The 25,479-nt window shown below is 67.9% G+C and carries 21 protein-coding genes; 14 read left to right on the top strand and 7 right to left on the bottom strand.

The annotated features are described in order from the left end of the window. Positions 1 to 179 precede the first annotated feature (179 nt). The 3 genes from ACWEVR_RS02505 (at position 180) to ACWEVR_RS02515 (ending at position 3,686) form a co-directional block, all read left to right on the top strand. Positions 180 to 1,415 carry a helix-turn-helix domain-containing protein gene (locus ACWEVR_RS02505; RefSeq protein ID WP_101465609.1) on the top strand — a complete coding sequence of 412 codons (1,236 nt, stop codon included), beginning with the start codon at positions 180 to 182 and terminating at the stop codon, positions 1,413 to 1,415. Positions 1,416 to 1,423: 8 nt separating this feature from the next. After that, positions 1,424 to 2,932 carry a bifunctional ADP-dependent NAD(P)H-hydrate dehydratase/NAD(P)H-hydrate epimerase gene (locus tag ACWEVR_RS02510; protein WP_211300388.1) on the top strand — a complete coding sequence of 503 codons (1,509 nt, stop codon included), beginning with the start codon at positions 1,424 to 1,426 and terminating at the stop codon, positions 2,930 to 2,932. Positions 2,933 to 3,500: 568 nt separating this feature from the next. Further along, positions 3,501 to 3,686 carry a hypothetical protein gene (locus tag ACWEVR_RS02515; RefSeq protein WP_452465514.1) on the top strand — a complete coding sequence of 62 codons (186 nt, stop codon included), beginning with the start codon at positions 3,501 to 3,503 and terminating at the stop codon, positions 3,684 to 3,686. On the opposite strand, the gene ACWEVR_RS02520 is transcribed toward ACWEVR_RS02515, so the two are convergent. After that, a complete protein-coding gene (locus tag ACWEVR_RS02520; protein WP_143876002.1) occupies positions 3,683 to 3,886 on the bottom strand; it encodes a hypothetical protein in 204 nt (67 codons plus the stop codon). The genes ACWEVR_RS02515 and ACWEVR_RS02520 overlap by 4 nt on opposite strands. An 809-nt stretch (positions 3,887 to 4,695) precedes the next feature. Here ACWEVR_RS02520 and ACWEVR_RS02525 point away from each other — a divergent pair. From ACWEVR_RS02525 to ACWEVR_RS02540, 4 genes are all read left to right on the top strand, one after another. Next, positions 4,696 to 5,388 carry a hypothetical protein gene (locus tag ACWEVR_RS02525; RefSeq protein WP_452465515.1) on the top strand — a complete coding sequence of 231 codons (693 nt, stop codon included), beginning with the start codon at positions 4,696 to 4,698 and terminating at the stop codon, positions 5,386 to 5,388. A gap of 88 nt (positions 5,389 to 5,476) precedes the next feature. Continuing rightward, a complete protein-coding gene (locus tag ACWEVR_RS02530; RefSeq protein WP_101465613.1) occupies positions 5,477 to 5,929 on the top strand; it encodes a hypothetical protein in 453 nt (150 codons plus the stop codon). Between the two features lie 891 nt (positions 5,930 to 6,820). After that, positions 6,821 to 7,870, top strand: coding sequence for an AAA family ATPase (locus ACWEVR_RS02535; RefSeq protein WP_452465516.1), 1,050 nt, complete (start codon positions 6,821 to 6,823; stop codon positions 7,868 to 7,870). Then, complete coding sequence (locus ACWEVR_RS02540; RefSeq protein ID WP_452465517.1) at positions 7,849 to 8,028, top strand: hypothetical protein; 180 nt, start codon at positions 7,849 to 7,851, stop codon at positions 8,026 to 8,028. Before ACWEVR_RS02535 ends, ACWEVR_RS02540 begins: the two co-directional genes overlap by 22 nt. A 675-nt stretch (positions 8,029 to 8,703) precedes the next feature. On the opposite strand, the gene ACWEVR_RS02545 is transcribed toward ACWEVR_RS02540, so the two are convergent. Then, the gene (locus tag ACWEVR_RS02545; RefSeq protein ID WP_452465518.1) at positions 8,704 to 9,690 is read right to left on the bottom strand and encodes a replication-relaxation family protein; all 987 of its coding nucleotides are present in this window, start codon (positions 9,688 to 9,690) and stop codon (positions 8,704 to 8,706) included. Positions 9,691 to 10,397: 707 nt separating this feature from the next. Here ACWEVR_RS02545 and ACWEVR_RS02550 point away from each other — a divergent pair. Beyond that, the gene (locus ACWEVR_RS02550; protein WP_101465615.1) at positions 10,398 to 10,628 is read left to right on the top strand and encodes a hypothetical protein; all 231 of its coding nucleotides are present in this window, start codon (positions 10,398 to 10,400) and stop codon (positions 10,626 to 10,628) included. Positions 10,629 to 10,637: 9 nt separating this feature from the next. Here the strand turns inward: ACWEVR_RS02550 and ACWEVR_RS02555 are convergent, their stop codons facing one another. Both ACWEVR_RS02555 and ACWEVR_RS02560 read right to left on the bottom strand, forming a co-directional pair. Beyond that, positions 10,638 to 12,290, bottom strand: coding sequence for a recombinase family protein (locus ACWEVR_RS02555; protein WP_452465519.1), 1,653 nt, complete (start codon positions 12,288 to 12,290; stop codon positions 10,638 to 10,640). A 33-nt stretch (positions 12,291 to 12,323) separates the two neighbouring features. Continuing rightward, positions 12,324 to 12,470, bottom strand: coding sequence for a hypothetical protein (locus ACWEVR_RS02560; protein ID WP_452465520.1), 147 nt, complete (start codon positions 12,468 to 12,470; stop codon positions 12,324 to 12,326). Between the two features lie 100 nt (positions 12,471 to 12,570). Between ACWEVR_RS02560 and ACWEVR_RS02565 the strand changes: the two genes are divergently transcribed. Genes ACWEVR_RS02565 through ACWEVR_RS02575 form a run of 3 tightly spaced genes read left to right on the top strand, consistent with a single transcriptional unit; the run spans position 12,571 to position 13,747 of the window. Further along, complete coding sequence (locus ACWEVR_RS02565) at positions 12,571 to 13,080, top strand: SDR family NAD(P)-dependent oxidoreductase (RefSeq protein ID WP_452465521.1); 510 nt, start codon at positions 12,571 to 12,573, stop codon at positions 13,078 to 13,080. Beyond that, complete coding sequence (locus ACWEVR_RS02570) at positions 13,026 to 13,286, top strand: hypothetical protein (RefSeq protein WP_452465522.1); 261 nt, start codon at positions 13,026 to 13,028, stop codon at positions 13,284 to 13,286. The genes ACWEVR_RS02565 and ACWEVR_RS02570 overlap by 55 nt, the downstream gene beginning before the upstream one ends. Further along, a complete protein-coding gene (locus tag ACWEVR_RS02575) occupies positions 13,283 to 13,747 on the top strand; it encodes a hypothetical protein (protein WP_452465523.1) in 465 nt (154 codons plus the stop codon). Before ACWEVR_RS02570 ends, ACWEVR_RS02575 begins: the two co-directional genes overlap by 4 nt. Positions 13,748 to 13,784: 37 nt before the next feature. Here the strand turns inward: ACWEVR_RS02575 and ACWEVR_RS02580 are convergent, their stop codons facing one another. Further along, positions 13,785 to 14,930, bottom strand: a complete 1,146-nt coding sequence (locus tag ACWEVR_RS02580; RefSeq protein WP_452465524.1) for a hypothetical protein — start codon at positions 14,928 to 14,930, stop codon at positions 13,785 to 13,787. A 165-nt stretch (positions 14,931 to 15,095) separates the two neighbouring features. On the opposite strand from ACWEVR_RS02580, the gene ACWEVR_RS02585 reads away from it, so the two are divergent. From ACWEVR_RS02585 to ACWEVR_RS02595, 3 genes are all read left to right on the top strand, one after another. Further along, on the top strand, positions 15,096 to 15,593 hold the full coding sequence (locus ACWEVR_RS02585; RefSeq protein WP_452465525.1) for a hypothetical protein: 498 nt from the start codon (positions 15,096 to 15,098) through the stop codon (positions 15,591 to 15,593). A gap of 154 nt (positions 15,594 to 15,747) precedes the next feature. Continuing rightward, the gene (locus ACWEVR_RS02590; protein WP_452465526.1) at positions 15,748 to 17,265 is read left to right on the top strand and encodes a serine/threonine-protein kinase; all 1,518 of its coding nucleotides are present in this window, start codon (positions 15,748 to 15,750) and stop codon (positions 17,263 to 17,265) included. Between the two features lie 71 nt (positions 17,266 to 17,336). Further along, a complete protein-coding gene (locus tag ACWEVR_RS02595; RefSeq protein WP_452465527.1) occupies positions 17,337 to 17,897 on the top strand; it encodes a hypothetical protein in 561 nt (186 codons plus the stop codon). 63 nt (positions 17,898 to 17,960) lie between these two features. Here ACWEVR_RS02595 and ACWEVR_RS02600 read toward each other — a convergent pair whose 3' ends face one another. Then, on the bottom strand, positions 17,961 to 21,731 hold the full coding sequence (locus tag ACWEVR_RS02600; RefSeq protein ID WP_452465528.1) for a multifunctional oxoglutarate decarboxylase/oxoglutarate dehydrogenase thiamine pyrophosphate-binding subunit/dihydrolipoyllysine-residue succinyltransferase subunit: 3,771 nt from the start codon (positions 21,729 to 21,731) through the stop codon (positions 17,961 to 17,963). A 105-nt stretch (positions 21,732 to 21,836) separates the two neighbouring features. Next, a complete protein-coding gene (locus tag ACWEVR_RS02605; RefSeq protein WP_452465529.1) occupies positions 21,837 to 25,469 on the bottom strand; it encodes an ABC transporter ATP-binding protein in 3,633 nt (1,210 codons plus the stop codon). Between the last annotated feature and the right edge of the window lie 10 nt (positions 25,470 to 25,479).

A 25,479-nucleotide genomic window follows, 5' to 3' on the forward strand; every position in this document is an offset into this window, starting at 1 on the left:
TCTGGGTTACGTTTGGCACCCGCCCAGCCGACCTCCCGTGGCCGCCGAATTTCGGCGGGCGGTAGGCATTTCAGACGACTGACCCGAACCACTCGGCTAGGTGCGTAAACCAAACATTAAGTACCAGCGCGCTATCACACTGATAGAAAACTATCAGTGTTGGCCTGTACCGTTGTGGTATGAACCCAGATATTCCGCCGCTCCTGATCGAGGGCATCGGTGACCGCATCAAGATCTACCGCGAGGCCGCTGGGCTGTACCAAACGCAGCTCGCGGCGCTGATCGGCAAGTCGACCCCGTGGGTGTCGCAGGTCGAGCGCGGCATCCAGGCGGCCGAACGGCTCCCGGACCTGATCAACATCGCCAACGCCTGCCGATGCACGCTGACCGACCTGCTCGGCGGTCCGCTTGACTCGCTCACCCGCAGTCCATCGCCACGCGGAGCTCAGGTCGCGAAGGTGCGCGAGGTCATCATGCGAACAGCGCTGCCGATCTTGGCACCCTCGTCAACACCGCCTACTCCACCCGAGCTACTCGGCCGACGGGTCGCGCAGGCGTGGCAGACCTGGCACAGTTCCCCGACCGCGCACGATGCCGTTGGGCGCGTATTGCCTGATCTGATCGCTGACGTGAACGCCGCGTACCTCACCGCCGACGACAAACGTGGCGCTGCTCGCCTTCTGTCGGGCACCTACCAAATCGCCCGTATTTGGTTGCACCACCTGCCCGAGCCCGAGCTCGCCTGGGTGACCGCGGAACGCTCGGTATCGACAGCGCGCGAAGCTGACGACCCGCGTTTACTCGCACTCGCCGCGTGGGCGATGTCGGCAAGTTACCGCCGTGCCGGTCAGCAAGAGGAAGCCACGCGGGTATGCCTGGCAGCAGCCGACGACCTGAAACGCCTACTCGCGGTCGATTCCTCGAACGACCTTCTCGCCGCGTTCGGGATGCTCAACTTGGCCGCCGCCATCTCCTCTGCGCAATCGGACCAGTCCGGTCGGGCGTGGGCCCTACATCAAGCGGCCGAAGAGGCGGCCCGAGCGCTGGGCAACACCTACGATCCGTGGACCATGTTCGGCGTCGGCAACGTTGATGTTCACGGCTTGGCGATCTCGGCCGAATTGGGCGACCACGACGCGGTTGTAGATCGCATCTCGCGACTGAACACCGACCGGATTCCCTCGGTCGAACGCCGCTCTCGGCCGCTGATCGACGCGGCACGTGGATATGTGCAGCGCAAAGAGGACTACGCGGCTGTCATGTCGCTGCTCGAGGCCGAGAAGATCTCTTCCGACGAAGTGCACGACTCCGGTCTCGTGCGCGAACTCGTGCGTGAAATCCTTGTCCGCGACCACGCACAGGCCCGACCACACACACGCGCCCTCGCCAGGCGTTGCCATCTACTCATCGACTGATCGGCAGTGTGTCTGATGGAATCTTCACCGTGACCGCGAAATGGGATGCCTACCGTGCCGCTGATCTGCTCGCGACTGTAGCGGCAGAGCTGGATCGACAAGGACCGCCCGATCGCCTGCTGCGCCGCGCCGCAGCAGGATTGGCGAATATCTGTGCCGAAGAGCTCGACCAACGCACTGGTGGCATCTACGGACGCCGGGTGGCGATGTTGGTCGGCACCGGCAACAACGGCGCTGACGCGCTCCTGGCGGGCGTCCGCTTACAGCGCCGAGGCGTGCATGTCGACGCAATACTCGTCGGCGACACCGCCTACGAACCCGGCATACGCGCCCTCGGCCGTGTCATCGGCGTGGACAATATCGAAGCCGCCGACGAAGCGATCAGCCGAGCCGACCTTATCGTCGACGGCATCATCGGTGAGAGTGGAGTCGGCCCGCTACGTGGCCGCGCTGCTGAACTCGTCGCCGCAATACCGACCCTGACACCGGTGATCGCCGTCGACCTGCCCTCAGGTGTTGACCCAGACACCGGCGAGGTCAACGGTCCCCACGTCAAAGCCGATGTCACCGTGACGTTCTCGGCCGCGAAGGGCTGCGTGCTGATGCCGCCCGGAGCTTATGCCGTTGGTTCGTTGCGGATGGTCGACGTGGGTCTGCCACCGGTCACGGGTGATCCGATCGCGTGCCGCCTCGGTGACGCCGAGATCGCGGCGCGCTGGCCGGTACCGCAACGCACCTCGCACAAGTACACACGCGGTGTCCTCGGTGTTGTCGCGGGATCTGATGCCTACCCCGGTGCCGCAGTCCTCGCGGTCATGGGCGCGGTGCAGTCCGGCGTCGCAGGCATCACCCGATTCGTCGGCCCGCCCGCAGTAACCGCGCAGGTCCTGTCCGCTGTGCCTGAAGCCGTGCCCGGTATCGGACGTGTGCAAGCCTGGCTGCTGGGTAGTGGTGTCGAAGATGACGACGAACAAGACCACGCCATCGACACCGCCCTCGCCTCTGGGCTGCCGTGCGTAGTGGACGCCGGCGCCCTCGAAGCATTGGTAGCCCATCGCAAGGCAGGCAATCGCACAGCCTCCGCTGACCAGGTACTGCTCACCCCGCACGCGGGCGAGATGGCTCGCATCATGGGATGGCTCGGCAAAGAGGTTCCCCGAGCCGAGGTCGAAGCCCGCCCACGGCACTACGGTGTCGAGATCGCACGCGCGTTCGAAGTGACGGTACTGGTCAAGGGAGCGACGACGCTGATCGCGCGACCGGACGGCCTGGTCGCGAGCCAAGCCGAGGCCCCGCCATGGCTGGCGACCGCAGGAGCCGGTGATGTGTTGGCCGGAATTGCCGGTGCGCTCCTGGCCGCTGGACTCGACGCATTCGATGCGGGGGAGATGGCGGCATTCATACACGGCCGCGCCGCAGCGCTCGCGCACCAACGCCGAGGAGGAGGCCCGCTCACCGCGACGGCGGTCGCTGACGCCACACCCGAAGCGATCGGCCAACTTCTCGAGGCTAGATGAAGATGGATAACACCGAGTCGAGGGAGCACGGCGTGTACCGGGATGCCCCGGCCGACATGAGGTGTGGGCTTAGGAACGCAAGGAGCGGGCCTTCACGCGCAGGCAGTCCCACGCGGAGCTCAAAAGCGTTTGTAGCGGCGTAGTTTGGTGGGCTGTCGGGGGGTGCGGTGTCGCTCGTCTGGACCTAGAGTCGAGTCATGACGAATTTGGAGGGGGAGCTCCAGTGCCTTTTGGCGGCGCAGTATCCCGAGCACACGCCTATCAGCTCGATCCTCGCGAGCGTCGATCATTGGCTTCAGGCCGACTATCACTTGACGAGCAGCGTCCACGCTGCGCTCGAACACGGGACGACACCACAACAGGTCCGGGTGGCGCTCGAGGGTACAGCGTTGGCCGGGGAGATCGATCGACTTCTGGAGGGCCAGCAGGCTCGTCAGAGAGTCGAGCAGGTGCTGATCGAGGGGGGTATACGGCTGCGCGGACCCGATGATCAGGTGGAGCTCTTTGTGGATGTACTCAGCCTGCTGCTGCGGGGGGTGTCGATCTGTCAAATAGATGGTGGAGATCGGTGCAGCCACTGGACTTCGAGTTCATGCGTGAGGTCGCCGAAGCCGCTGTGCCAGTCCTCTACGATGCCGGGTACCAGCTGGCTAGGATCGACGGCGACCGGATCACCCCGCTCGACCGTGCCAGGGCAGTGGCCGAGCTGGCGGTATCGACAGCCAATTTCGGTGTCCTCAAGCTGCCCGGTTAGTAGCAGTCCGCACGATGAACCTCCTCGTCCTCCTCCTGGTTGCGGGTAGCGGCGGCGTCGGCGCGATCGGCGAATCCTGAGGTCGCGGTCGATGAGTCAGGGTCGCGGTCCGCTGCGGCGATAATGCGGTCGGCGGACTCGCGGTCCATGTCCTTGCCCATGACGATCACCTTCCAGATACGGGTTGCGGATGTGCCCACGTCCGGGAGCGTCATTGGTGAGGTTTCGGCCCCAGGCATGGGTGTACTGGTGGCGGTCTGCTCGGCCTGGAGTCGAGGGTGCACGGCGTGTACCGGGAAAGCCTCGGTCGCCGTGATAACTGCCGTCGATGCGCCGACTCGCATCTTCGGGCAGTCGATCAACGTAGTGCCGCCACGTTTCGAGGTGCGCCGACCGCCTGAGCGCACCTTGCCCGAGAAACGAAACCGTTGACGCCCGGCGGAAGGGCAGCGTCAACATCCCGTCCGTCCAGTATCCGCCGTGCACCTCGGGCTCGCTAGTGCCCGCGTCGACGATGGACTTCGTCGTGTGTAGCGCTCAGCTCGGCCCCGAGCCGGGAGCCGAGGAACCGCGTATCGACCTCGTACGCCTGGCGGCGTGAGCGGTGCAGTGCACTCTCTCGGGGTACGAGGCCGCACCGGGCACAACCACGCGCGAGGCATGGCTCAGTAGAGCGGCGCTCTGCGCGCACTTTCGCCTGGTGGGCTCGCGGCGGTGTGGTTGCCCGCGGCGAGAACGCTTCACTTCGCAGACATGGTGTGCGGAGGGTGGCCGAAATAGCGGTGTGAGTCGAATTCATCTCGCGCTGTTCGCATTCCGGAAGCTGACGAGCGGGATGCCGGCGTAGGAATTTGTTTTCACGTTCCGCTTGACATCGGCCCTGGTATCGAGCGTCCATGGAAACGGGAACGACACGCCCCCGGGGATTTCGCCCCCGGTCGGTGTGGTTTCCGTCCCAACCGGGACGTCACCCGATTTCACCCGAACCCCATTGTTGGAGGGACCTGTCATGTCCAAAAGGAAGAACACCGCCACCGCGCGCCCGGCATCTGCCGGACCCGCCCCGGATACCGCTCCTGCCGCCCCGGACGGCGGTTCGGGGGCGGCGGGTGTGCCCGTACTGCGCACCGACAACGACCGGGCGTTGTGGGCGGCGCTGGGCACCCATCCCGGCGGTGCCACCGCCGTGTTGGCAGCTGCGGCGGGGGTCAGTTTGTCGACCGCGCGGCGCGTGCTGTTGGGGTGGAAAACCGCTGGGGCCGTGCGGTCCCACAGCGATGCAGCATCGCCCCGGGCCACCAAAACCTGGACCGCCGTCGAATCGGCCGCGCCCGTACCCGCCGGGCAGGAACCGGCCACCCCGGACCCGACCCCGGCCGATCCCGCCGCACCGGATGTGGCGGTCGTTGCCTCCACGGGCGACGATCCCGCCGATCCGGCCCCGGTGACCCCGGCCCCGGACGATGACGCGGTAGCGGCCGAGCAGGAGTCGGTGGTGCGGTTGCCCGCCGGTGCGTTGCGGGGACAGGTCGAGGACTTCCTGCGCGATCACCCCGATGACGAGTACTCGCCGCATCAGATCGGCAAAGCGCTCGACCGTTCGGGCGGCGCGGTCCACAACGCCCTGCTCACCGTGACCAAGGCCGGGACCGCTCGCCAGACCAGCACGGCCCCTAAGCGATTCACCCTCGCCTCGGCCTGACTGGGCGATGCCGGTATCCCCGGAGTACCTAGCTCCGGGGAGCCCGGCACCGCTCCCACAATCTATCTCTTTCGAAAGGTGCTCGACCATGTTCATCACCCCTTCCCCTTCGGCTGTCATCGCAGCGGAGCTACACCGTGTGTTCGTCAGTTCTCCCCATGCCGCCGACAGCCTCGAGCTGTGGCTGGCGGTCGCGGCCGAGGCCGAACGCGCGCTCGGTGTGTTCGTCCCTCCGGCGTTGGTGCCGTGGGTGCCGATTTTCGTGCGCTACCGGCTGTTGCGTACCGAGGGCGAGTTCTTCCCGTTCACCGGTTCGACCCGGATCATGACCGGACCACTCGCGGGCACTACCTACACCAGCCTCGACCACGCCGCCCACGCGGTCGTCGGCGCGACCCCGGTCGCGTTGCCACCCTTTGCTCGGCGCGATGAGGTGACCGACACGACCGACGTGCGTAGGCCGTTGCCGTCGTGGCGGTTCCGGGCCACCGGTACCCAGGCCGCGAAAACACCGCGCACTGTGCCCCCGCTCCTCTCCTGACCCGCCTACACGCTGACACGGCCGGTGTGGCCGAGTGATTGCCATTCGCTCGGCCACACCGGCCATTGCTTTGTGCGTGGGCGGTGCGGGGCTATAGGGTGCCGTCGATGGCAGTCCCCGAGCCGGTCCGCGCAATTCATTTGAGGCCGCTATTTGCCTTTCTGGAAATTCCTACCGGCCGGGGACAACGTTCTCTTTATGCCAATAAGAGGCAGGGTGGAATTGCCGCCACCTCGTGTGGATATATTCGACCCTTTTCACTCGCGAGACCTTTTTCGCAAGTGCCGGTTTCGGATATTGGCGAGCGCCGTGATCGTGCTTTCGGGATTTCGCCGAACGGTGCCGGTTTGCCGTCTCCGGCGTGGTCAATTGGTGGGGCATCGCATGGGGATACTGGTGGGGTTACGTGTGGACCGGTCAAAAGGCCCCACCTCGGCGCGGCGTATCCGCAGGCCAGGGGGCATATATCCGCGCGGATATCACCCGGGATTATCTATACATCAAAGTGTATAGACATAGGTTGGCGGGGGTGTGCTGGCTGTCCTGGCAGGTCGGCGGGTGCCTGTTCCGGTGTCCCGGTCTGGTGTGTCCGGTCGTGTTCTCGTTCCGGTCTGTCGGATGTCTATCTTTTTACTGCCGGGCCTGGTTGCGTGTTTGCCGGTGCCGGAGTCGATGTTTGTGCGCGTTTCATTCATTCTTGCGTTGTCGAATGCGTGGGCTCGCGGACGGATTTATTGGAATTGGCGCATTTTCGGGGTTGTGAGCCTGTGGTGAGTCGAGCTAGCGTCGAGTCGTTCCCGAATTCGATCGGGGACATTCACCGAATTCCCGTTAACGCCGTTGATGGCGTGAGCCCTATGCGAATGGGCTCGAATGTTCGAGGAGATCGAAATGACTGTTACTGCCACTGCTGCCGCTTCCACTGCCGCGCCTCGTCTGGGAAACGGGGAATTGCGGAGCATGGTCGCGGAAGTCCTCGCCGGGGACCCGGCGGCGGAGTTCGGGCCGCGTGATGTCGCGAAAATCCTGGGCCGGTCCTCCGGCGCTGTCGGCAACGCGCTGAAAGCTCTCGCCGCTGCCGGGCTGGCCGAACAGTGCGGCGACAAGCCGTTGCGGTTCCGGGCCACCGCCGACACCGCCACCGCAACCGACGCCTCCGGTACCGCGACCCCCGCCCCCGCCCCGGCTACCGGTGCCCCGCGCCGCCGCGCAGCATCCAAACCCGCCCCGGCCACCGCGCCCACGGCGGCCCCGACCGCTGCCACGCGCGCGCCGCGCCGCCGGGGAGCCCCGGCCCCGGTACCCATGCCGGTTCCGGCGGCCCCGAAGGTGCGGGCGGGCGGGCAGGAGTACCGGGTGCGTGAGCTGGGTGGGCGTGCCGATGTCGAGGTGCTGGCCGCGATGCGTGAGGCCGGGCTGGCGGTGCTGCTCTACGGACCTCGCGGTGCCGGTCGATCGGCGTTGGTGCGGGCCGCTCACGGCGAGGTGGTGACGGTGCACGGCGCAGAGGCCCTCACGGTCGCGCAGGTGGTGGGCGAGGCGGTGCCCGACCCGGACGGCACCGTGGTTTTCGCCGAGGGACCTTTGGTGCGGGCGATGCGCGAGGGCGCGGTGTTGTTCGTCGATGACGTGGCCGGGCTGTCGGGGGCGGTGCTGGAGGTGGTGGTGGCCGCGATGGAAGGCCGCCGCGAGATCGTGGTGCCCGGCAACGGTGGTGAGGTGGTCAAAGCCGCGCCGGGGTTCGCGGTGGTGGCCGGGCTCGACGCCACGGTCCTGCCGGAAGCACTCGCCGCCCGGTTCGCGTTGCGGGTGGTGGTGGGCTCCGATGACGAGCTCGCCGAAGCGCTCGGGCTGATCCGGGTGTGGTGCGGGTGGCGCGGGAGCTGGCCTCGCGCCGCGACGCGGGCGAGGCGGGGTGGGTGCCGCCGCTGCGGGAACTGATGAACTTCGCGGTGATCGCCGCCGCGACCGACACCGCCACCGCTGCGGTGAATCTGATCGGTGCCGCCCCGGTAGCCGAGCGCGCGCTCGTGGCCGAGGTGGTAGGCAGCGTGTTCGGCACCGGCGGCGCGGTGCTGGCGCTGGGCGGCTGCCTGTGACTCCGACGACTCCGACACTGGGGTGAACATAGTTCGGGCTCGCCGCGACACATTGTCGCGGTGAGCCCGAAGTGGTTTCCCGTTCCCGGTTAAACCCCCGCTACGGATTCGACTCGAACCAGCGGCGGTCGTCGTCCGACGCCCGCTCCACCTATGCGCGTCGGCGCATTCGAATCGGGTGGCCCGATGAGTTCACTGAGTCGTGCCCGGCCAGGTGCCGGATCGATGTGTCGGTCGAGGAGGTCAAGGGCGGTGTTCGTCTTCGGAATGTGGTGGGAATTGTTCCGCTGCTGCCCGGGTGCGACGAGTTGACCGAGGTGCAGATCAGCGATTCGGTGCGCACACATGTCGAGGACCGGCGGGCCGTGGGTTTGCCGGATCTGGTAGCGGATGAGATTCGTGCTCAGATGGTGGGGGACTCCGATATGGAGGGCATGTACTCGGCGATTTACGAGCTGTCGACACGGGGCCGATGGCTTTGGGTTGTGCTGCTCGAGTGCGGTAGTTGCCGTCATGGCGGCAGACGGACTCGCCCGCGCACCGCGATTGCCAGGTCGGTCGCGGGACGTGCCCCACGTGGGGCACGTGGGGCACGTAGCGGCTGGCCTGTCGGCGGGCGCGGGGCCGTACCGCACCCGGACACGGCCGTGTGTGGCTGTGTTCGGTGGCGGATGTCTACCAGTCGGTGGGCGGCTGAGGGGGTGGCGCGGCCAGCAGGGTGGCCCGCCGCGAGGGCATGGCCTGCTGGTCCGGGTCGGTGGTGAGCATGGCACGCGGCCACCCCGCGGCGAGGCGATGCAGCGGGAGACGGGTGGCGGTGGAGGTGTGCAGCGGTAGCCAGACCGGTGCGGCGGGGCCGGGCGGTGTGAGCCCGGGCAGGAGCTCGGCGGTGGCGGTGGCCAGGGGCGCCGCCTCGGGATCGGGCAGGCTCTGCCAAGCCTGCGCGAGGACGGCGCGCACGCGTGCCTCGCGGGCGCTGGTCGGTTCCCACCACAGGACCGGGGTGACGGTACCGGTGGTGCGAGCGAGTTCGGCGTACCCGTGCAGCATGGTTGCGACCCGGGCCGCTGTGGTGGGGGGCTCGTAGACGAGGAAGAAGTCCAGACTCGCCTCGGGGTGGGTGTATCGGCCGAAGGCGTCGGGGTCGGCGAGGTCTCCCCACAGGCGCTGGCAACGCGACCTGGACCACCACCGCGACACGTGTGCTCCGTGGCCGGGTTCGGTGATCAGGGCGGTGAACCAGCCGTTCACCGCGACCGTGCGGTTCAGGTGCAGGGCGTGGGCGACCGTGAGGGTGTGTTGATGGTTGTAGCCGAGCTCACGTGACCTCACGCCGGCCTCGGCCGCGAGGATCGAGGCTCCGTTCGGGGCGAGGGTCCAGTGGTGTGGGGCGCTGCCTCGCTGACGCAGGGGACGGAACCGTTCCAGGACCCGGTACTCGTAGAGGATCGCCAGGCGGCGGCGGGCGATCTTGACGGTCGGGAACGCCAACGCGGCGAGCTGGTCGGTGGTCAGCACCCGGTGCTCGTGGACCATCCGCAGTATCCAGCGGTCACGCCCGGTCAACGGTGGCACCGCCGAAACCGGGACCCGAGCCCGCGACGGTGGCTTGTTCGGGCGCGGGGCGCGGGAGTCGGCTTGCCGGTCAGGACGCGAAATCATCGAGGACACCAACCTTTCACGGGAACAGGCGAACCCTCCAGGACAGCGCACACCCACACCCGAACCGCCTCCACACCACACCCGCATCGCCTCCGGACCACACCCAGACCACCTCCGCGCCCGTGTCCGCTACCTCACGGCAATCAGGGCAGGGCTGCCTCGTGGCTTCGGCCGGTCCACTCGCACGCCGAAAACTGCTGTCGGTGAGCTGGGAGGATAGGTCGCGGATAGGTTTTGGATAGAGTCCGGATAGACCCAGGATATGAACCGGATATGTTCCAGATATGGTGCGACAGAGACGAATCCGACCCGAGCAAACCCACCGGAACACTGGGAGTGAGGTTTTCGTCACACGAGGCGCTCGGTGCCGTCGATCGGTATGAAATCGTGTCCTGATTTGGTGTCCAGAAACGGCGTTTTTTCCGGAAGTAAGCGAGTGCAGGACCGAACTCGCTCACACCACTTTCGGAAAGGCCCGCCGTGCCCGACACCCCCACACCATCGCCCCTGGATCGTGAGCGCCCCTGTGGTGCCGCTGGACCCCGAACGCATCGACGCGACTCACACCGTTGACGCGGCCCGCCACTGCCGTGCTCGCGCGCCCGGTGTGACGAACTCCCATGCGGGACCGGTGTCCCGAAATCGCGGTTTCGTCGCCAGTAGACAAGTACACCCGTTCTCTGCCCGACCGTCAGGAGCCACCCGCCATGACTGGACGCAACACCGAACCCGACCCGCCCGCCCGCGAGGGTGACCGGCCCGTCGTCGTGCCGTTGGATCCGGAACGGATCGAGCACTGGCGTGGAGTCGTCGCCGACTGGGAACCCCTCGATCGCACCCAGCTCGACGGGATCGCCGCGATCCTGGACCGGGTCCGGGCACGGAAACGGGCCGCCACCGACCGTGACGACCCGCACCAGTACCCCCACGCCGCCTAGCGGCCCTCCTCAGGCCACAGACCGCCCGTCCCCGGCCCTGGTGCCCGCGTCACCCATGACGCGGGCACCGGGGCCGTCCTGTGCGCCCGCGCCCGCGCCCGCGCCCGTGCCGGTGCCGGTGCCGGTGCCCGTGCCGGGCGGTGTCGGGTTCTTATCCACGATGCGGATACGGGACGCGTCGAACACCGGCCCCGCCTTGGTCGCCGGGCCGATCTCGAGGCGCTTGCCGCGTAGCGCGCGTTTGATCATGGCGCGCTTGTCGGCCGTGCCCGCGTCCTGCCAGTGCGTTTTCCATGCCTGTACGGACTCGGTCCGTGCCGCCACCGAGTCATCGATGTCGTATTCGGCGTCGAGGGCGTCGAGGTCGGCCTCGAGCTTGGTGATGCGGGCATCGACTCCGGCCATGACCGTGTCGTAGCGCTCCAGGCTGATCTCGCCGTTGCCCAACCGCGCCGACATCACCGTCGCGGTCTCACGCGCCTCGGCCAGCGCATCCGCGATCGGGCGACGCCGCCGCGCCAGATCACCCACAGCGGCAGCGAGAGCATCGGCGTGGCGAGGATCGGACAAGATCGCCACCACCAACGCACCCACCTCACGATCCAACGTCCGCACATCGACCGAGATCCGGTTGCACCCACCCCCGGTCTGGCGTTTCTGACAGTAGTACCGGCGGCGCTTTTCCCCCTCGGGATAGTTACGCCCGTATTGCAACCGTCCGGTCAAACCCCGCCCGCACAACCCACAATGCACCAGGCCCGAGCACACATAGTCCGCTGTCGCGGGCCGCCCGACCCGGGTGCTGTCGCGCAGCACACACAGTCGCTCCCACTGCTGCGGGGTGATCAACGGATTCGCCCCCACCATCACTGTGACGATTTCGCCGTGATGGGTCACGAATCCGGCATAACGCGGGTTCAGGACCAACCGTTTGATCTTCTCCCCGCTCCAGGCGACGCCGGTGCGGGTCTTGATGCCGCGCCGGTTCAGGTCCACCGCGATCGCCTTGTATCCGATCGCGTCCTCTTTCGTGTCCTGTTCTCCCGCTTCAACTTTGGCTTGGTTCTGGGCGTGCTTGTCCAACACGCGGGCCACGACTTCGCGCACGATCGCGGCTTCGGACTCGCGCACGGTGATCCCGTCTTTCTCGTACCCGAACGGGCGGTGTGAATGGTTCGATTCCCCGCGCGCGACCTTTACTCGTTTGCCGCGTTTCACCCTCGAGGACAAACGGTCCGATTCATAGGCCGCCGCGTTGAGCTGATCACGAAACGCCTTGCGGCCGTTCGCTGTTTCGAGGTCGTATTCGCCCTCGCTGTCGAGCACGACCAGGCCCCGTTCAGCGGCCACGATCAACCGCTCACCCTCGATCGGGCGGCGGGAGAAACGGGCCATGTCGAACACCACCACCCCACCGGTCTCCCCGCCCTCGAGGCGCGCCATCAGCCGATCCCACTTGGGCCGCTTCACATTCGGGTTCCACGCCGACCGCCCGTCATCGACATGCACCTCCCCGACCGCCGCGTCCAGATCCTGGACCCGCACTGTGCAGTCATCGACCTGCCCGCCGGTGGACCGCTGCCGCTCATCACCGACCCGCGACACCCGCGCGTAGATGTCCAACACCAAACCATTACCGGCCGCTACCTGCGGTTTTGCCATGACGTTCACTCCCAAACGGTCAGGGGCTACTAATCACATGCTAGCCCCGGCCAGGCTCGCCACCTCTTCGCGCCGCAACCCGGGTACTTGTCGGCGGGCTCCGGCGGGCAGGCCGACGTCGACGGGCGAGAGCCGGGCGCGCGCACCGCGCAGTACCGTCGCCAATTCCGCTCTGTCCACGTTTCCATGGTGCCGCAGGTCGGTGGTGGCGAGGTGGTACCGCCCGTCCTATGCCTCTCCGGCACTGGAGCGTGGCTCGCTGTGGCGTGAATCTGGAGGCATGACACAGACGATCGCCCTGGTGACCGGGGCAAACAAGGGACTCGGCCGCGAAACGGTTCGCCGGCTGGCGGGCCGGGGCTGGCAGGTGTTCCTCGCCGCCCGCGACACCGGGCGCGGTACGGCGGCGGCCGCCGAACTCGCCGCGACCGGTGCCGACGTCAGGTTCGTCGCGCTGGACGTGACCTTCGACGACTCCGTCATGGCCGCCGCGGACACCGTGAAATCCGAAGCCGGCCGCCTCGATGTCCTGATCAACAACGCGGGCATCGGTGGCCCACGCACCGCGCCGAGCGAGACCAGGCCCGAAGACCTGCGCGAGGTGTTCGAGACCAATGTCTTCGGCCCCATTCGGGTGACCAACGCGTTCCTGCCGCTGCTGCGCCTGTCCGGGCATCCACGCATCGTGATGGTCTCGAGCGGCATCGGCTCGATCGCCACCATCACCGACCCGAAGTGGCGGGCCTGCTGCCACCGGCCCTCGGCTATCCGAGCACCAAGGCCGCGCTGAACATGCTCACCGTCATGTACGCGAGCGAACTCGACACCATGAAGGTCAATGCCGTCGATCCCGGCTATACGGCGACCGACCTCAACGGGCACAGTGGTTTCCAGACCGTCACCGAAGGCACCGACGCGATCGTGGCCATGGCGACGATCGGCCCGGACGGACCCACCGGCGCATTCGTCGACCGCACCGGCACCGCGCCGTGGTGAAATTCGGCGCCGTGCTCGCGGCCGGGCTGCTGGCGGTCGCCGCCTATCTGATGACAACGGAGGACGCAGTGGCAGAACAGAAATCCGACACCGTGCTCTCGATCGGCCTGCACCCCAGCGCCGTCGACTACAGCCGCTACCCGCAGATCGACGAAGCCACACTCACCGCCCGTATCGCGGCGGGCGAGACGGCCCTGCGCGAGGCAGGCTTCGACGTCGTCACCTGTCAGGTCCCGGCCGACCCCGACGCCGCCGAGGCGACGCTGCGCGACTGCGCGGCGGGCGGACGGTTCGGGGTCGCGATGATCGGCGCCGGGGTGCGGATGGCGCCCGAGCACACCTTGCTGTTCGAACGTCTGATCAATATCGCGACCGAGATCGCGCCGGGAATCCGGTTCTGTTTCAACACTTCTCCGGAGACGACCATCGACGCGCTGCGCCGCGGGTTGCGAGCCCGCTGACTATCGGCAGTCGAGACGCGCCCGCCGGGAAGCCGTCCTACTTGTGGCCGCCACCGTGGTCGTGGCCGCCGCAGGTGTCGGTGCGTCGACCGTCGGTGGCCGCTTGTCCGGCACCGTGACCTTCCAGCGCCGCGAACGGGCCGCATTCGTGCGGGGCGATCCACACGTGCACCATCGGATTGCCGGCGCCGGGGTTGATCGAGTTCGGCGGGCAGTTGCCCTGCTCGTCGGTCACGCCTGCGACCTGGGGACCGTTGTCGCCTGCCTTCCAGCACAGGTTGTCGTGCACGTGCCACTGCATCAGCGAGCCCGCGTACTCGGTGAGGGCCGGGTCGTCGATCTTCTTGCCCTTGGCCATGTACATGGCCGAGACCAGGGTGCGGTTCTGGCCGTCGACCCGGTAGACGAGCGATTCCGGTCGCGTGGGGTCGAGGAAGCTGTCGTCGCGGATGTAGCCGGTGTTGATCCAGTGCTCGTAGCCGGTGGCGGCATCGCCGATCGAGCGGAAGCCGAGTGCGCCGATGGTGGTGACGTCGGCGAAGGCGGGCAGTTTGTCGAGGGTGTTCTGGATCAGGGCCGTCGCGCGTTGCTCCTGTTCGGCGGTGACGCCCGGGACGCCGGAGATATCGAGCGGCTTGTCCGGGTCGAATGCCCGGGGCCAGGAGTCGCCGGTGTCACCGTGGTCCTCGCCCGCCGCGTGTGCGTGATCATCGCCGTCGCCGTGACTGTGCACATGCCCGACACCGTTGAGCATGGCCGCCAGCGCCAGCACACCGACGGCGGCGGCCGCGAACCCGGACCGCAGGGGCGGCAGCGTCGCACCTGGCCGCAGCAGTGCGACGGCCGCGCCGAGGACAGCGAGCGCACCCAGCACGGCGCAGACGGTATCGGCGACGCCCGGTGCCTCGGCGGTCAGCCCGGTGACCCAGGGGATATCGGCGAACCGGGTGAACGCCCACACCGCCACCGCGAAAGCGTTCACCGCGGCCAGTGCGGAGACGACGATCTTGCGATCGGTCAGCAGCACCGCCACTCCGGTGGCGCATTGGAGCGCGGCGAGCACGACCATCAGCCGCGCCAGTGTGGCGTGGTCGGTGTGCATTCCGGCGGCCAGGAAATGCACCGCCCCCGCCCCGACCGACGAGATCCCGCCGAGCAGCAGAAATCCGTTGCGTCCGCTCACCTGTCGTCTCCCATCCGATAGTTCGCCGCGGACATTACTGGGAAACAGTGAGTGGGGAGTGCCGCATGTCTGAGGAAAGTCTGTGACCCAGGTCTCCGGCGCCGTTGTCACATCGAGACCATTACGGTGGTTAACGATCTCCGCGCGAGTCGCGAATTTCGAAGCATGAGTCTGAAAAGCAAGCAAGGTCAACGGGTTTCGGTTCAGGTCGGGGTGGCCGCCGCAGCGGCCGTTACCGCGCTCGTCGGGTTCAGTGGTCCGGCGGCGGCATTGCCGTCGGATCAGGTCGTCCGATTCGTACCGACACTCGTCCGAGTGCCGGGCGGATGCTCGGCCATCGTCAACGCGGAAACCGTGCCCCAGCCACAGGCCGGGCACCTCGGTGTTCGCGTGAAGATCATTCAGGACGGACAGAACTGCCAGCCCTACCGGATCTCGGTGCGGTGGAAGAACCTCGACACCGGCCGTGAGAACAGTCAGTCCCATCGGGTCGATGCCAACGGTGTCATCGAACAGGCGCCCGATGGCGTGATCACCGGCTTCGGCATGGGCCCCGGCCCCGGCCGCGTCGAGGCGAAGATCGTCGCCACCTCCGACACCTACCCCCAGCACTACGACCTGGAACAGCTTTCGGGTCAGGCCTGGATCACCCTCAACCAGTAGCGAAACGGCGGCAGGGGCGGCCCGGCCGGGTCCGCCTCTGCTGTCGCGTGCCGGTGGCTTGCTCGTCCGGAGGGCTGCCCTTAGATTCATCCGTGATCGGGGTGGGCCCATAGTTCCGCTCGAGCGTCGGCGGGCGAAGCGGAGGTGGGTCGGGGTGGCGGTGGAATCCGGGACGGTGTTCGCCGGATACGTGATCGAACGGCTGCTCGGCGCGGGCGGGATGGGGTCGGTGTATCTCGCGCAGCATCCGCGGCTGCGTCGGCGGGTCGCGCTGAAGGTGCTCGGCGACGGGATATCCACCGATGCCAAGGCGCGCACCGCGTTCGACCGTGAGGCGACACTGGCCGCGCGGCTCGAACACCCGAACATCGTCGCCGTGTACGACCGCAGCGGGCCCGATGACCCGGTGCTGTGGTTGTCGATGAAATACGTCGACGGTGGCGACGCGATCGGCCTGCTGCACGCGAATCCCACCGGTCTGGCACCGGATCGAGCCCTGCGGCTGATCCAGGGTGCCGCCGCCGGACTGGATTTCGCGCACGCACACGGGGTGCTGCACCGCGACGTGAAACCGGCCAACCTGCTGATCGAACGCGACGCGGCGGGCCGCGAAACCGCGCTGCTCACCGACTTCGGCATCGCCCGCAGCCTCAACGACACGGTGACGCTGTCGGCGATGGCCGCCACCTTCGCCTACGCCGCGCCCGAACGATTCCACGGGCACAGGGTGGATCATCGCGCCGACATCTACTCCCTCGGCTGCACGCTGTATCAGCTACTCACCGGCCGGACGCCGTTTCCACGTGGTGACCAGGCGGCGGTGATCGCCGCGCATCTGGGCGCGCCACCGCCCCGGCCCACCGAGCTACGACCGGAGCTGCCGAAGGCCATCGACGCGGTCGTGGCGACCGCGATGGCGAAACGGCCGGAGGACCGATTCGCCCGCTGCGCCGACCTCGCCGCGGCGGCGAGCAGAGCGTTCGACACCGGGGCGCCGGTCCGCACGCCTTCCCCGAGCCCGTCGCCGACCGATCCGGTCACGGCCGGTGTTCCCGCCGCCCGGCCAGGTCGACGGCGGACCCGCGCCGCGCGAACGCTCCTGCCCTCGGTGCTCACCGCGGTGCTGACGACCGCCACGGTCGCATTGCTCGTCGTCATGACGACCACCGATCTGGTCCGTGGCCGGCCGACCCGGGTCTACACCACACAGAGTGTCGCGAACGCCTGTGACCTGCTCGATCTGCCCGCGCTCGAACAGTTCGGTGGGGCGTCGCCCGATTCGCCCATCCATTCCGAATCCGTTGACTCCGAGCCATATTCGTCCCACCACTGCTCGGTCTCCTACCGGGGGTTGGCAGCCACTGTGCTTGCCAAGGTCGTGAACGATGGACACGGCGCCGAGACCTTCTTCCGCGACGACTTGGAGCTGGTTCGGCTGGGCACGACCGACACGATCCGGGCGGACCACTGGCTCGAGCTCGCTGACGATTCCTACCTCTACGTGCGCCGACTGCCGTACATGTACGGCCCGACCTGCGAGCTCGGTCTCTTCGACGACAACGTGGTCGTCGCGATGACGTTGAGCACGCCCGCGGAGTCGACGGTGGACGATTCGGAGATGGTGACGGCCTGTGAGCATCAGGGCCGAATACTCTGGGAGCGCCTCGGATGACACCACGACGACGGTTCTCGCTGCCATGGACGGCTGCGGCAGTGTCGGCCTGCTCGCTCGTGGTGGTCACCGTGATCGCCGCCGCGATGTGGCTGGGGCGCGAGGACGGGGCGGCGAACACGCGGTGGACGCCGGGCGCACCGATCGACACCCCGACCTCGCGCAAGTACCGCGAGCCGGAGCAAGGGAATTATTGCGAGCTGATGGATCTGGCCGAACTCACGCGTCGCGGCAGCGCCGGGTGGCAGCAGGAGGATGAGGAGCCCCTCGGGTCGACCGGCTACTGCTCCGGCGCTTTCGGTGACCTCACTGTGTCGCTGAGCTTCGATGTCACGCGGGCGGGAGACGACCGGCGAGGGGAGCACGACAGTTTCAAACATCTTGTCGGAGACCGTGTCTCGGATCCGAATACGAGCTTCGAATACCTGGCCGGGCTCGGCGAGGACGCCTTCGTCCAGGAGGAGGCCAACTGGGCCGGGCATCCGGTGACAAAAGTGCGGATCGGCGTGCTCGACGAGAACCTGCACCTGGACACCACACTGACGATCGATGGCAACCGGATCAGCCGCGCCGAGCTGCGACAGCTGACCGAACACCACGTGCGCGTGGTGATGCGCAACCTGCTGGCCTGACAACGGCGAACGCCGGGCGGATCGTGATGATCCACCCGGCGTTCGCTGTTGTGCCGGAAGAACTTACGCGGTCGGCTCGAAGGCCTCGGCGATGATCTCGGCCTGCTCCACGGCGTGGACCTTCGACGAACCCGAGGACGGGGCCGACATGGCGCGACGCGAGATGCGGCGCAGTTTGCCCAGGCGGTCGGGGAGGACCTCGGGGAGGTTCAGGCCGAAGAAGGGCCAGGCGCCCTGGTTGGCCGGTTCCTCCTGGACCCAGGCGATGTCGGTCGCGTTGGGGTACTTGGCCAGGGCCTCGTTGAGGCGGTAGGTCGGGATCGGGTAGAGCTGTTCGACCCGGACGATGGCCACGTCCTCGCGCTTGTGCTTGGCCTTCTCGGCGGCGAGCTCGTAGTAGAGCTTGCCCGAGGTCAGCAGGATGCGCTTGACCTTGGCGGTGTCGCCGACGCCCGACTCGTAGGTCGGCTCGTCGAACACCGAACGGAACTTCGACTCGGTGAAGTCCTTGATGTCGGACACCACGGCCTTGTTGCGCAGCATCGACTTCGGGGTGAAGACGATCAGCGGACGACGGATGCCGTCGAGGGCGTGGCGGCGCAGCAGGTGGAAGTAGTTCGCCGGGGTGGACGGCACCGCGACGGTCATCGAACCCTCGGCGCACAACTGCAGGAACCGCTCGATGCGGCCCGAGGTGTGGTCGGGACCCTGACCCTCGTGGCCGTGCGGCAGCAGCAGCACCACATCGGAGAGCTGACCCCACTTGGCCTCACCGGAGGAGATGAACTCGTCGATGATCGACTGCGCGCCGTTGACGAAGTCACCGAACTGCGCCTCCCACAACACCAGTGCGTTGGGGTTGCCCAGCGAGTAGCCGTATTCGAAACCGACAGCGGCGAATTCGCTCAGCGCCGAGTCGTGCACCGCGAACCAGCCCGGGTTCTCCGAACCGATGTTGTGCAGCGGGGTGTACTCCCGCGCGTTGATCCGGTCGATGATGACCGCGTGGCGCTGGGTGAACGTGCCGCGACGCGAGTCCTGACCGGTCAGGCGCACGTCGTGGCCCTCGTCGATCAGGGTGCCGAAGGCCAGCAGCTCGGCGAAGGCCCAGTCGACCTTGCCCTCGTAGGCCATCTCGCGACGCTTCTCGAGCACCGGCTTCACGCGCGGGTGCACGTTGAAACCGTCCGGCGGGGAGTTGAAGGCGTCGCCGATGCGCTGCAGAACCGACTTGTCGACCGCGGTCTGCACGGTGGCAGGCACCTTCTGGTCGTCCTCGACGGACTCCGACGGCTCCGGAACGTACTTCTCCAGCTCGCGGACCTCGTTGAACACGCGCTCCAGCTGACCCTGGTAGTCGCGCAGCGCGTCCTCGGCCTCCTTCATGGAGATGTCGCCACGGCCGATCAGCGATTCGGTGTAGGCCTTGCGGACCGAACGCTTGGTGTCGATGACGTCGTACATCTCCGGCTGGGTCATCGAGGGGTCGTCGCCCTCGTTGTGCCCGCGGCGGCGGTAGCAGACGAGGTCGATGACGACGTCCTTGCGGAACTTCTGGCGGAAGTCGACCGCCAGGCGCGCGACCCAGTCACAGGCCTCGGGGTCGTCACCGTTGACGTGGAAGATCGGCGCGCCGATGAACTTCGCGATGTCGGTGGAGTACTCGGTGGAGCGGCTGTTCTCCGGCGCGGTGGTGAAGCCGATCTGGTTGTTCACCACGATGTGGATGGTGCCGCCCACGCGGTAACCGCGCAGACCCGACAGGTTCAGCGTCTCGGCGACCACGCCCTGACCGGCGAACGCGGCGTCACCGTGCAGCATCAGCGGCATCACCGAGAAGCCCTCGGGGCCGTCGCCCTTGTTCAGCAGGTCCTGCTTGGCGCGCACGAGGCCCTCGAGCACGGGGTCGACCGCCTCCAGGTGCGAGGGGTTCGCGGTGAGCGACACCTCGATCTCGTTGTCGCCGAACATCTGCAGGTACTGGCCGTGCGCACCGAGGTGGTACTTCACGTCGCCCGAGCCGTGGGTGGCGGCCGGGTTCATGTTGCCCTCGAACTCGGTGAAGATCTTCGAGTACGGCTTACCGACGATATTGGCCAGCACGTTGAGGCGGCCACGGTGCGGCATGCCGATGACGACCTCGTCGAGCCCGTGCTCGGCGCACTGGTCGATGGTGGCGTCCATCATCGGGATGACGGCCTCGGCGCCCTCGAGCGAGAACCGCTTCTGACCGACGTACTTGGTCTGCAGGAAGGTCTCGAACGCCTCGGCGGCGTTGAGCCGGTTCAGGATGTACTTCTGCTGGGCGACCGTCGGCTTGACGTGCTTCTGCTCGACCCGGTCCTGGATCCACTTCAGCTGGTCGGTCTCGAGGATGTGGGTGTACTCCACACCGACGTGGCGGCAGTAGGCGTCGCGCAGGATCGACAGCACATCGCGCAGCTTCATTCGCTCCTGGCCGTGGAAACCGCCCACGTCGAAGGTGCGGTCCAGGTCCCACAGGGTGAGGCCGTGCGAGGTGACGTCGAGGTCGGGGTGGCTGCGGAACTTGTCCTTGACCAGGCGCAGCGGGTCGGTGTCGGCCATCAGGTGGCCGCGGTTGCGGTAGGCCGCGATCAGCTCGAGCACGCGGGCGCTCTTGTCGACGCCGCGCTCGCTGATGTCCTTGCGCCAGCGGATCGGCTCGTACGGCACGCCGAGGCCGTGGAAGATCTCGTCGTAGAACTCGTCGGAGATCAGCAGGTTGTGGATGGTGCGCAGGAAGTCGCCGGACTCGGCGCCCTGGATGATGCGGTGATCGTAGGTGGAGGTCAGCGTCATCAGTTTGCCGACGCCGATCTCGGCCAAGCGCTCGTCGCTCATGCCCTGGAACTCGGCCGGGTACTCCATGGCGCCGGCACCGATGATCGCGCCCTGGCCCGGCATGAGGCGTGGCACCGAGTGGACGGTGCCGATGGTGCCGGGGTTGGTCAGCGAGATGGTGACACCGGAGAAGTCCTCGGCGCCGAGCTTGCCTTCACGGGCGCGCCGGACGATGTCCTCGTAGGCGGCGTGGAACTGGCCGAAGCTCATCTCCTCGGTGCCCTTGATGGCGGCGACGACCAGCGTGCGGTTGCCGTCCTTGCCCACGAGGTCGATGGCCAGGCCGAGGTTGGTGTGGGCGGGGGTGACCGCGTTCGGCTTGCCGTCGATCTCGGCGAAGTGCCGGTTCAGGTTCGGGAACGACTTCACGGCCTGCACGATCGCGTATCCGAGCAGATGGGTGAAGGAGATCTTGCCGCCGCGGGTGCGCGCCAGGTGGTTGTTGATCACGAGGCGGTTGTCGATCATCAGCTTGGCCGGGATCGCGCGCACCGACGTGGCGGTGGGGATGGTCAGCGAGGCCGACATGTTCTTGGCGATGGCCGCGGCGGGGCCGCGCAGCACCTTGGACTCGTCGGTGCCCGCGCCCGTGCTCGTCTTGGCGGGCGCGGTGGCCGGGGCGTTCGACACCGGGGCGGGCGTGGTCTGCGGTGCGCGCACGTTCTCCCGCTTCGGGGCCGGGGCGGGTGCCGGAGCCGGAGCGGGTGCCGGCTTGGGCGCCGTCGCGACGGCGGTCTTGGAGGCCTGCGGTGCGGCCTTCGGAGCCTGCTGCGGCGCCGCTTGCGCGGTGGCGGCGGGAGCCTGCTCGTTAGCGGAGTCGGTGGCCTCGGGGGTGTAGTCGGCGAGGAACTCGTGCCAACTCGCGTCGACCGAGGAGGGGTCCTGTTTGAACTTCTGATACATCTCGTCGACTAGCCACTGGTTCTGTCCGAACTGGGAAGTTGAGCTGCTCACAGCTGGTGTTCGCCTCATTTCGTTCTTCGCGCTGCGACGTTTGTGACGTGCCCGGCAGGGGTATCAGCGGATGGCTGCCGATGCGCCCTCACCGAGCATATGCCCCGTGGCATGTCGGCGTAGCTAGTGGCCCGAGACTATTCGCTCCTCGTGCAGTCCCGCCGACCAGAGTCGCGCGTAACTCCCGCCTCGGGCGAGCAGTTCCCGGTGGCTACCGAATTCGACGATACGTCCTTGTTCGACCACGCCGACGAGATCGGCGCGGGCCGCGGTGGCCAGCCGGTGGGCGACCACGACGGTCGTGCGGCCCCGGGCCAGCGAACGGCTCGCTACCAGCACCGATGCCTCGGTCTCCGGGTCGAGGGTGGAGGTCGCCTCGTCGAGAAGCAGCAGGTCGGGGTCGACGAGGTCGGCGCGGGCGAGGGCGACGAGCTGACGTTGTCCGGCGGATAACCCACGCCCTCTTTCACCGACCGGTTGGTTCATTTTCCGGGGTAATCCGGCGATCATTTCGGCCGCACCGACGTTGCTCGCCGCCTGTGCGATGTCCACCGATGTGGCGAAAGGTTGTCCGAATGCAATGTTGCTGGCGACGTCACCGCTGAACAGGTGAGCTTCCTGGGGCACAATTCCCAGCCGCGAGCGGTACTCGGTGAGCACAAATTTACGTAAATCGACGCCGTCGACCCGAATCTCACCCGCCGCCGGCTCGGCGGGCAGATCGTAGAGCCGGGCGAGCAGTTTCACGATCGTCGATTTGCCCGCGCCGGTCGGCCCCACGAGCGCGAGGGTTCGCCCGGCCGGGAGGGTGAAGGACACGCCGTCCAGCGCCGGGAAGTTCGCTCCCGGATAGCGGAAGTGGACATCGTCGAAGACGACCTCACCGCGCAACCGGTCGATGTGCACCGCGTCGGGTGGGTCGGCCGCGATCGACGACTGAGTGCGCAGCAGGTCACCGATGCGGCGCAGCCCGACCCTGGCCTGCTGGTAGCCGTCGAACACCTGCGACAGTTCCTGGATCGGGCTGAACAGCAGGCCGAGGTAGAGGACGAAGGCGACGAGCGTGCCGGTGGTGGTTCGTCCGTCGGCCACCGCGTTGGCGCCCAGATAGACGACGACGGCCAGGGCGAGGTCGGCCCAGGCCATGCCGAAGGAGAAGTAGCAGGCGATCGCGCGCTGGGCGCGGATGCGGGCCTCGCGGTAGCGGTGGGAGTACTCGGCGAAGCGGCGCGCGGCCACCGGTTCGTTGCGGGCGGCCTGCACGGCCCGCAGGCCCGCGATGTTCTCCTGGAAGTCGGCGTTCACGGCGGAGACCCGTTCGCGCGAGACGGTGTAGGCCGCGGTCGACACGCGCCGGAACAGCAGGGTCGCGATGAGCATCGGCGGCACGGTGGCGAGCACGACCAGCGCGAGCCCCGCATCGATGACGACCAGGCCGACAGCCACGCCGACCAGGGTGATGACCGCGACCAGGCCGGTGGCGACACCGGTCTGCAGGAAGGTCGACAGCGCGTCGACATCGGTGGTCATCCTCGTCATGATCCGGCCGGACAGTTCGCGCTCGTAGAAGTCGAGGCCGAGCCGCTGCAACTGGGCGTAGCTGCGCACCCGGAGCTCGAACAGCACGCGTTCGCCGGTGCGCGCGGTGAGCACCGTGACGGCGGCGCCGACGATCAGGCTCGCCAGCACCAGCCCGATCCCGATCACCGCCGACACCGCGAGCGCCGAGTTCTGTCCGCCGGTGACACCGGTGTCGATGGCGTAGCGGACCAGCGGCGGGAAGGCGATGCCGATCATGGCGTCGAGGATCAGCAGCCCGACGACCAGTCCGACCAGGCCGCGGACCGGACGCAGCAGTGCGCGCAGACCGAAGTCGGGCTGGGGAGCACGCGGGTCACCGGGTAGATCGGGTGTCTCGGTCGCCGGAGGGAGGGCGTCGACGGCGGCGCGCAGCTCGGGTGTTTCGCTGAGGTCGGCGGAGGCCGACGCCATGGAGCGCGGCCGGTCGCCGGTCGGTCGCTTGCCGAGGCGCACGGTGGCCGGGGCGGTCGCGTCGGCCGGGACGACCGAGCCGGTCGGGGCAGGCAACCGGATCACCCGGTCGGCCTGGGCCAGGGTCGACTCGCGGTGGGCAAGGATCAGCGTGGTGCGCCCGCCGGGGTCGGGCAGCCGCCGGAAGATCTCCGCCTCGGTCACGGCATCGACGGCGGAGGTGGCGTCGTCGAGGACGAGTACGCGCGGCCGGGTGAGCAGCGCGCGGGCCAGCGCGATCCGCTGCCGTTGCCCGCCGGAGAGGGTGAGGCCGCGTTCGCCGATGACGGTGTCGTACCCGTCGGGCAGTTCGGCGATGAACTCGTCGGCGACGGCCGCGGTGGCCGCCGCCCGGATCTCGGCGTCGGTGGCCTCCGGGCGGCCGAGGGCGATATTGGCCGCGATGGTGTCGGAGAACAGGAACGGGTCGTCGAAGACCACGCCGAGGGCGCCGCGCAGATCCTCGGCGCGCAGGTCGGCCAGGTCCACCCGGGTGCCGTCGGTGCCGACGAGGCTGATGGTGCCCGCGTCGGGTGCGTAGAAGCGGGGTAGCAGCAGTGACAGCGTCGACTTGCCGGACCCGGCCGGGCCGATGATCGCAACCGTCTCACCGGGCCGGATCGTGAGGTCTAGTTCCGAGAGCACCGGTTCGTCTGGGGTGAAACCGAAACCAACACCCTGGAATTCGATGCCGAGCGGGCCGGGTGGCAGCTCGGTCGGCTTGTCGGGGTCGACGAGGACCGGCGCCGCGTCGATCACCTGGAACACCCGGTCGGCGGCGGATTTGGTGAGCTGGCTCATGATGACCACCGAGGTGATCGTGCGCGCCGAGGACGTCATCGTGGCCAGGTAGGCGGTGAAGGCGAGGAAGGTGCCGATCCCGATCGCGCCGCGCGAGGCGAGCAAACCGCCGACGATGATGACGGCGACCAGCCCGGCCTGCGGCAGCGCCGACACGACGGGGGCGAAGCGGGCGTTGATCCGCGCGGCGCGCAGGCGTTCGGCGTAGAGGGCGCGGCCGTGGTCCTCGAGCTGGTCGACCATCCGGGCCTCCTGCCCGAAGCCCTTCACCACACGCACGCCGGTGACCGTCTGCTCGACGTGTTCGGCCAGCTCGGCGGCCCGCTGCTGCGCCGACCAGGTGGCCGCGTACAGCCGGGGCCGCATCCGTAGCACCACCACCGCCATCACCGGCGCGACGAGCAGCGCGGCGAGTGCGAGCGGCGGGCTGAGCCACACCATCACCACCGCCGAGGCGACGAACTGCAGCACGGCGAGGCCCGACCACGGCACCATCGCCAGCAAGCCCTGCACCAGTTGCAGGTCGGTGATGGAACGCGACACCACCTGGCCGGTGCGGATGGCGTCCTGGCCCGCTCCGTCGAGGCGCTGCAGCGCGGCGAGCAGGGAAACACGCAGGTCGTGTTGCACTTCCAGCGACAGTTGACCAGCCCACAACCGCCGGGCGAAGGTCACCGCGAACCGGCAGACCGCGAGGACCGCGAGCAGGGCGGCGGCACTGCCGATCACCGAGGTATCGCCCGCTTCGGCGGCGTCGACGGCGCGCTTGGTGGCCAGCGGTGCTGCGATCGAGACGGCCGCGCCCGCCAGCACCGCCCCCGCGATGACGGCGAGCAGCCGCGGATGCCGCAGGCACAGCCGCCACAGCCTGCGGATCCAGCCGGGTCGGTCGGCGCGCCGCGTCATCACAGCGGGCTGTGTCATCGCAACGGGC

The organism is Nocardia sp. NPDC003979, from assembly GCF_053605015.1.

What these genes read in the sequence shown, in the direction of transcription:
- ACWEVR_RS02525 (WP_452465515.1), top strand. Translation starts at nt 4,696, where the DNA reads ATGTCCAAAAGGAAGAACACCGCCACCGCGCGCCCGGCATCTGCCGGA.
- ACWEVR_RS02585 (WP_452465525.1), top strand. Translation starts at nt 15,096, where the DNA reads ATGAGTCTGAAAAGCAAGCAAGGTCAACGGGTTTCGGTTCAGGTCGGG.
- ACWEVR_RS02530 (WP_101465613.1), top strand. Translation starts at nt 5,477, where the DNA reads ATGTTCATCACCCCTTCCCCTTCGGCTGTCATCGCAGCGGAGCTACAC.
- ACWEVR_RS02535 (WP_452465516.1), top strand. Translation starts at nt 6,821, where the DNA reads ATGACTGTTACTGCCACTGCTGCCGCTTCCACTGCCGCGCCTCGTCTG.
- ACWEVR_RS02550 (WP_101465615.1), top strand. Translation starts at nt 10,398, where the DNA reads ATGACTGGACGCAACACCGAACCCGACCCGCCCGCCCGCGAGGGTGAC.
- ACWEVR_RS02545 (WP_452465518.1), bottom strand. Translation starts at nt 9,690, where the DNA reads ATGATTTCGCGTCCTGACCGGCAAGCCGACTCCCGCGCCCCGCGCCCG.
- ACWEVR_RS02505 (WP_101465609.1), top strand. Translation starts at nt 180, where the DNA reads ATGAACCCAGATATTCCGCCGCTCCTGATCGAGGGCATCGGTGACCGC.
- ACWEVR_RS02565 (WP_452465521.1), top strand. Translation starts at nt 12,571, where the DNA reads ATGACACAGACGATCGCCCTGGTGACCGGGGCAAACAAGGGACTCGGC.
- ACWEVR_RS02605 (WP_452465529.1), bottom strand. Translation starts at nt 25,469, where the DNA reads ATGACACAGCCCGCTGTGATGACGCGGCGCGCCGACCGACCCGGCTGG.
- ACWEVR_RS02600 (WP_452465528.1), bottom strand. Translation starts at nt 21,731, where the DNA reads ATGAGGCGAACACCAGCTGTGAGCAGCTCAACTTCCCAGTTCGGACAG.
- ACWEVR_RS02555 (WP_452465519.1), bottom strand. Translation starts at nt 12,290, where the DNA reads ATGGCAAAACCGCAGGTAGCGGCCGGTAATGGTTTGGTGTTGGACATC.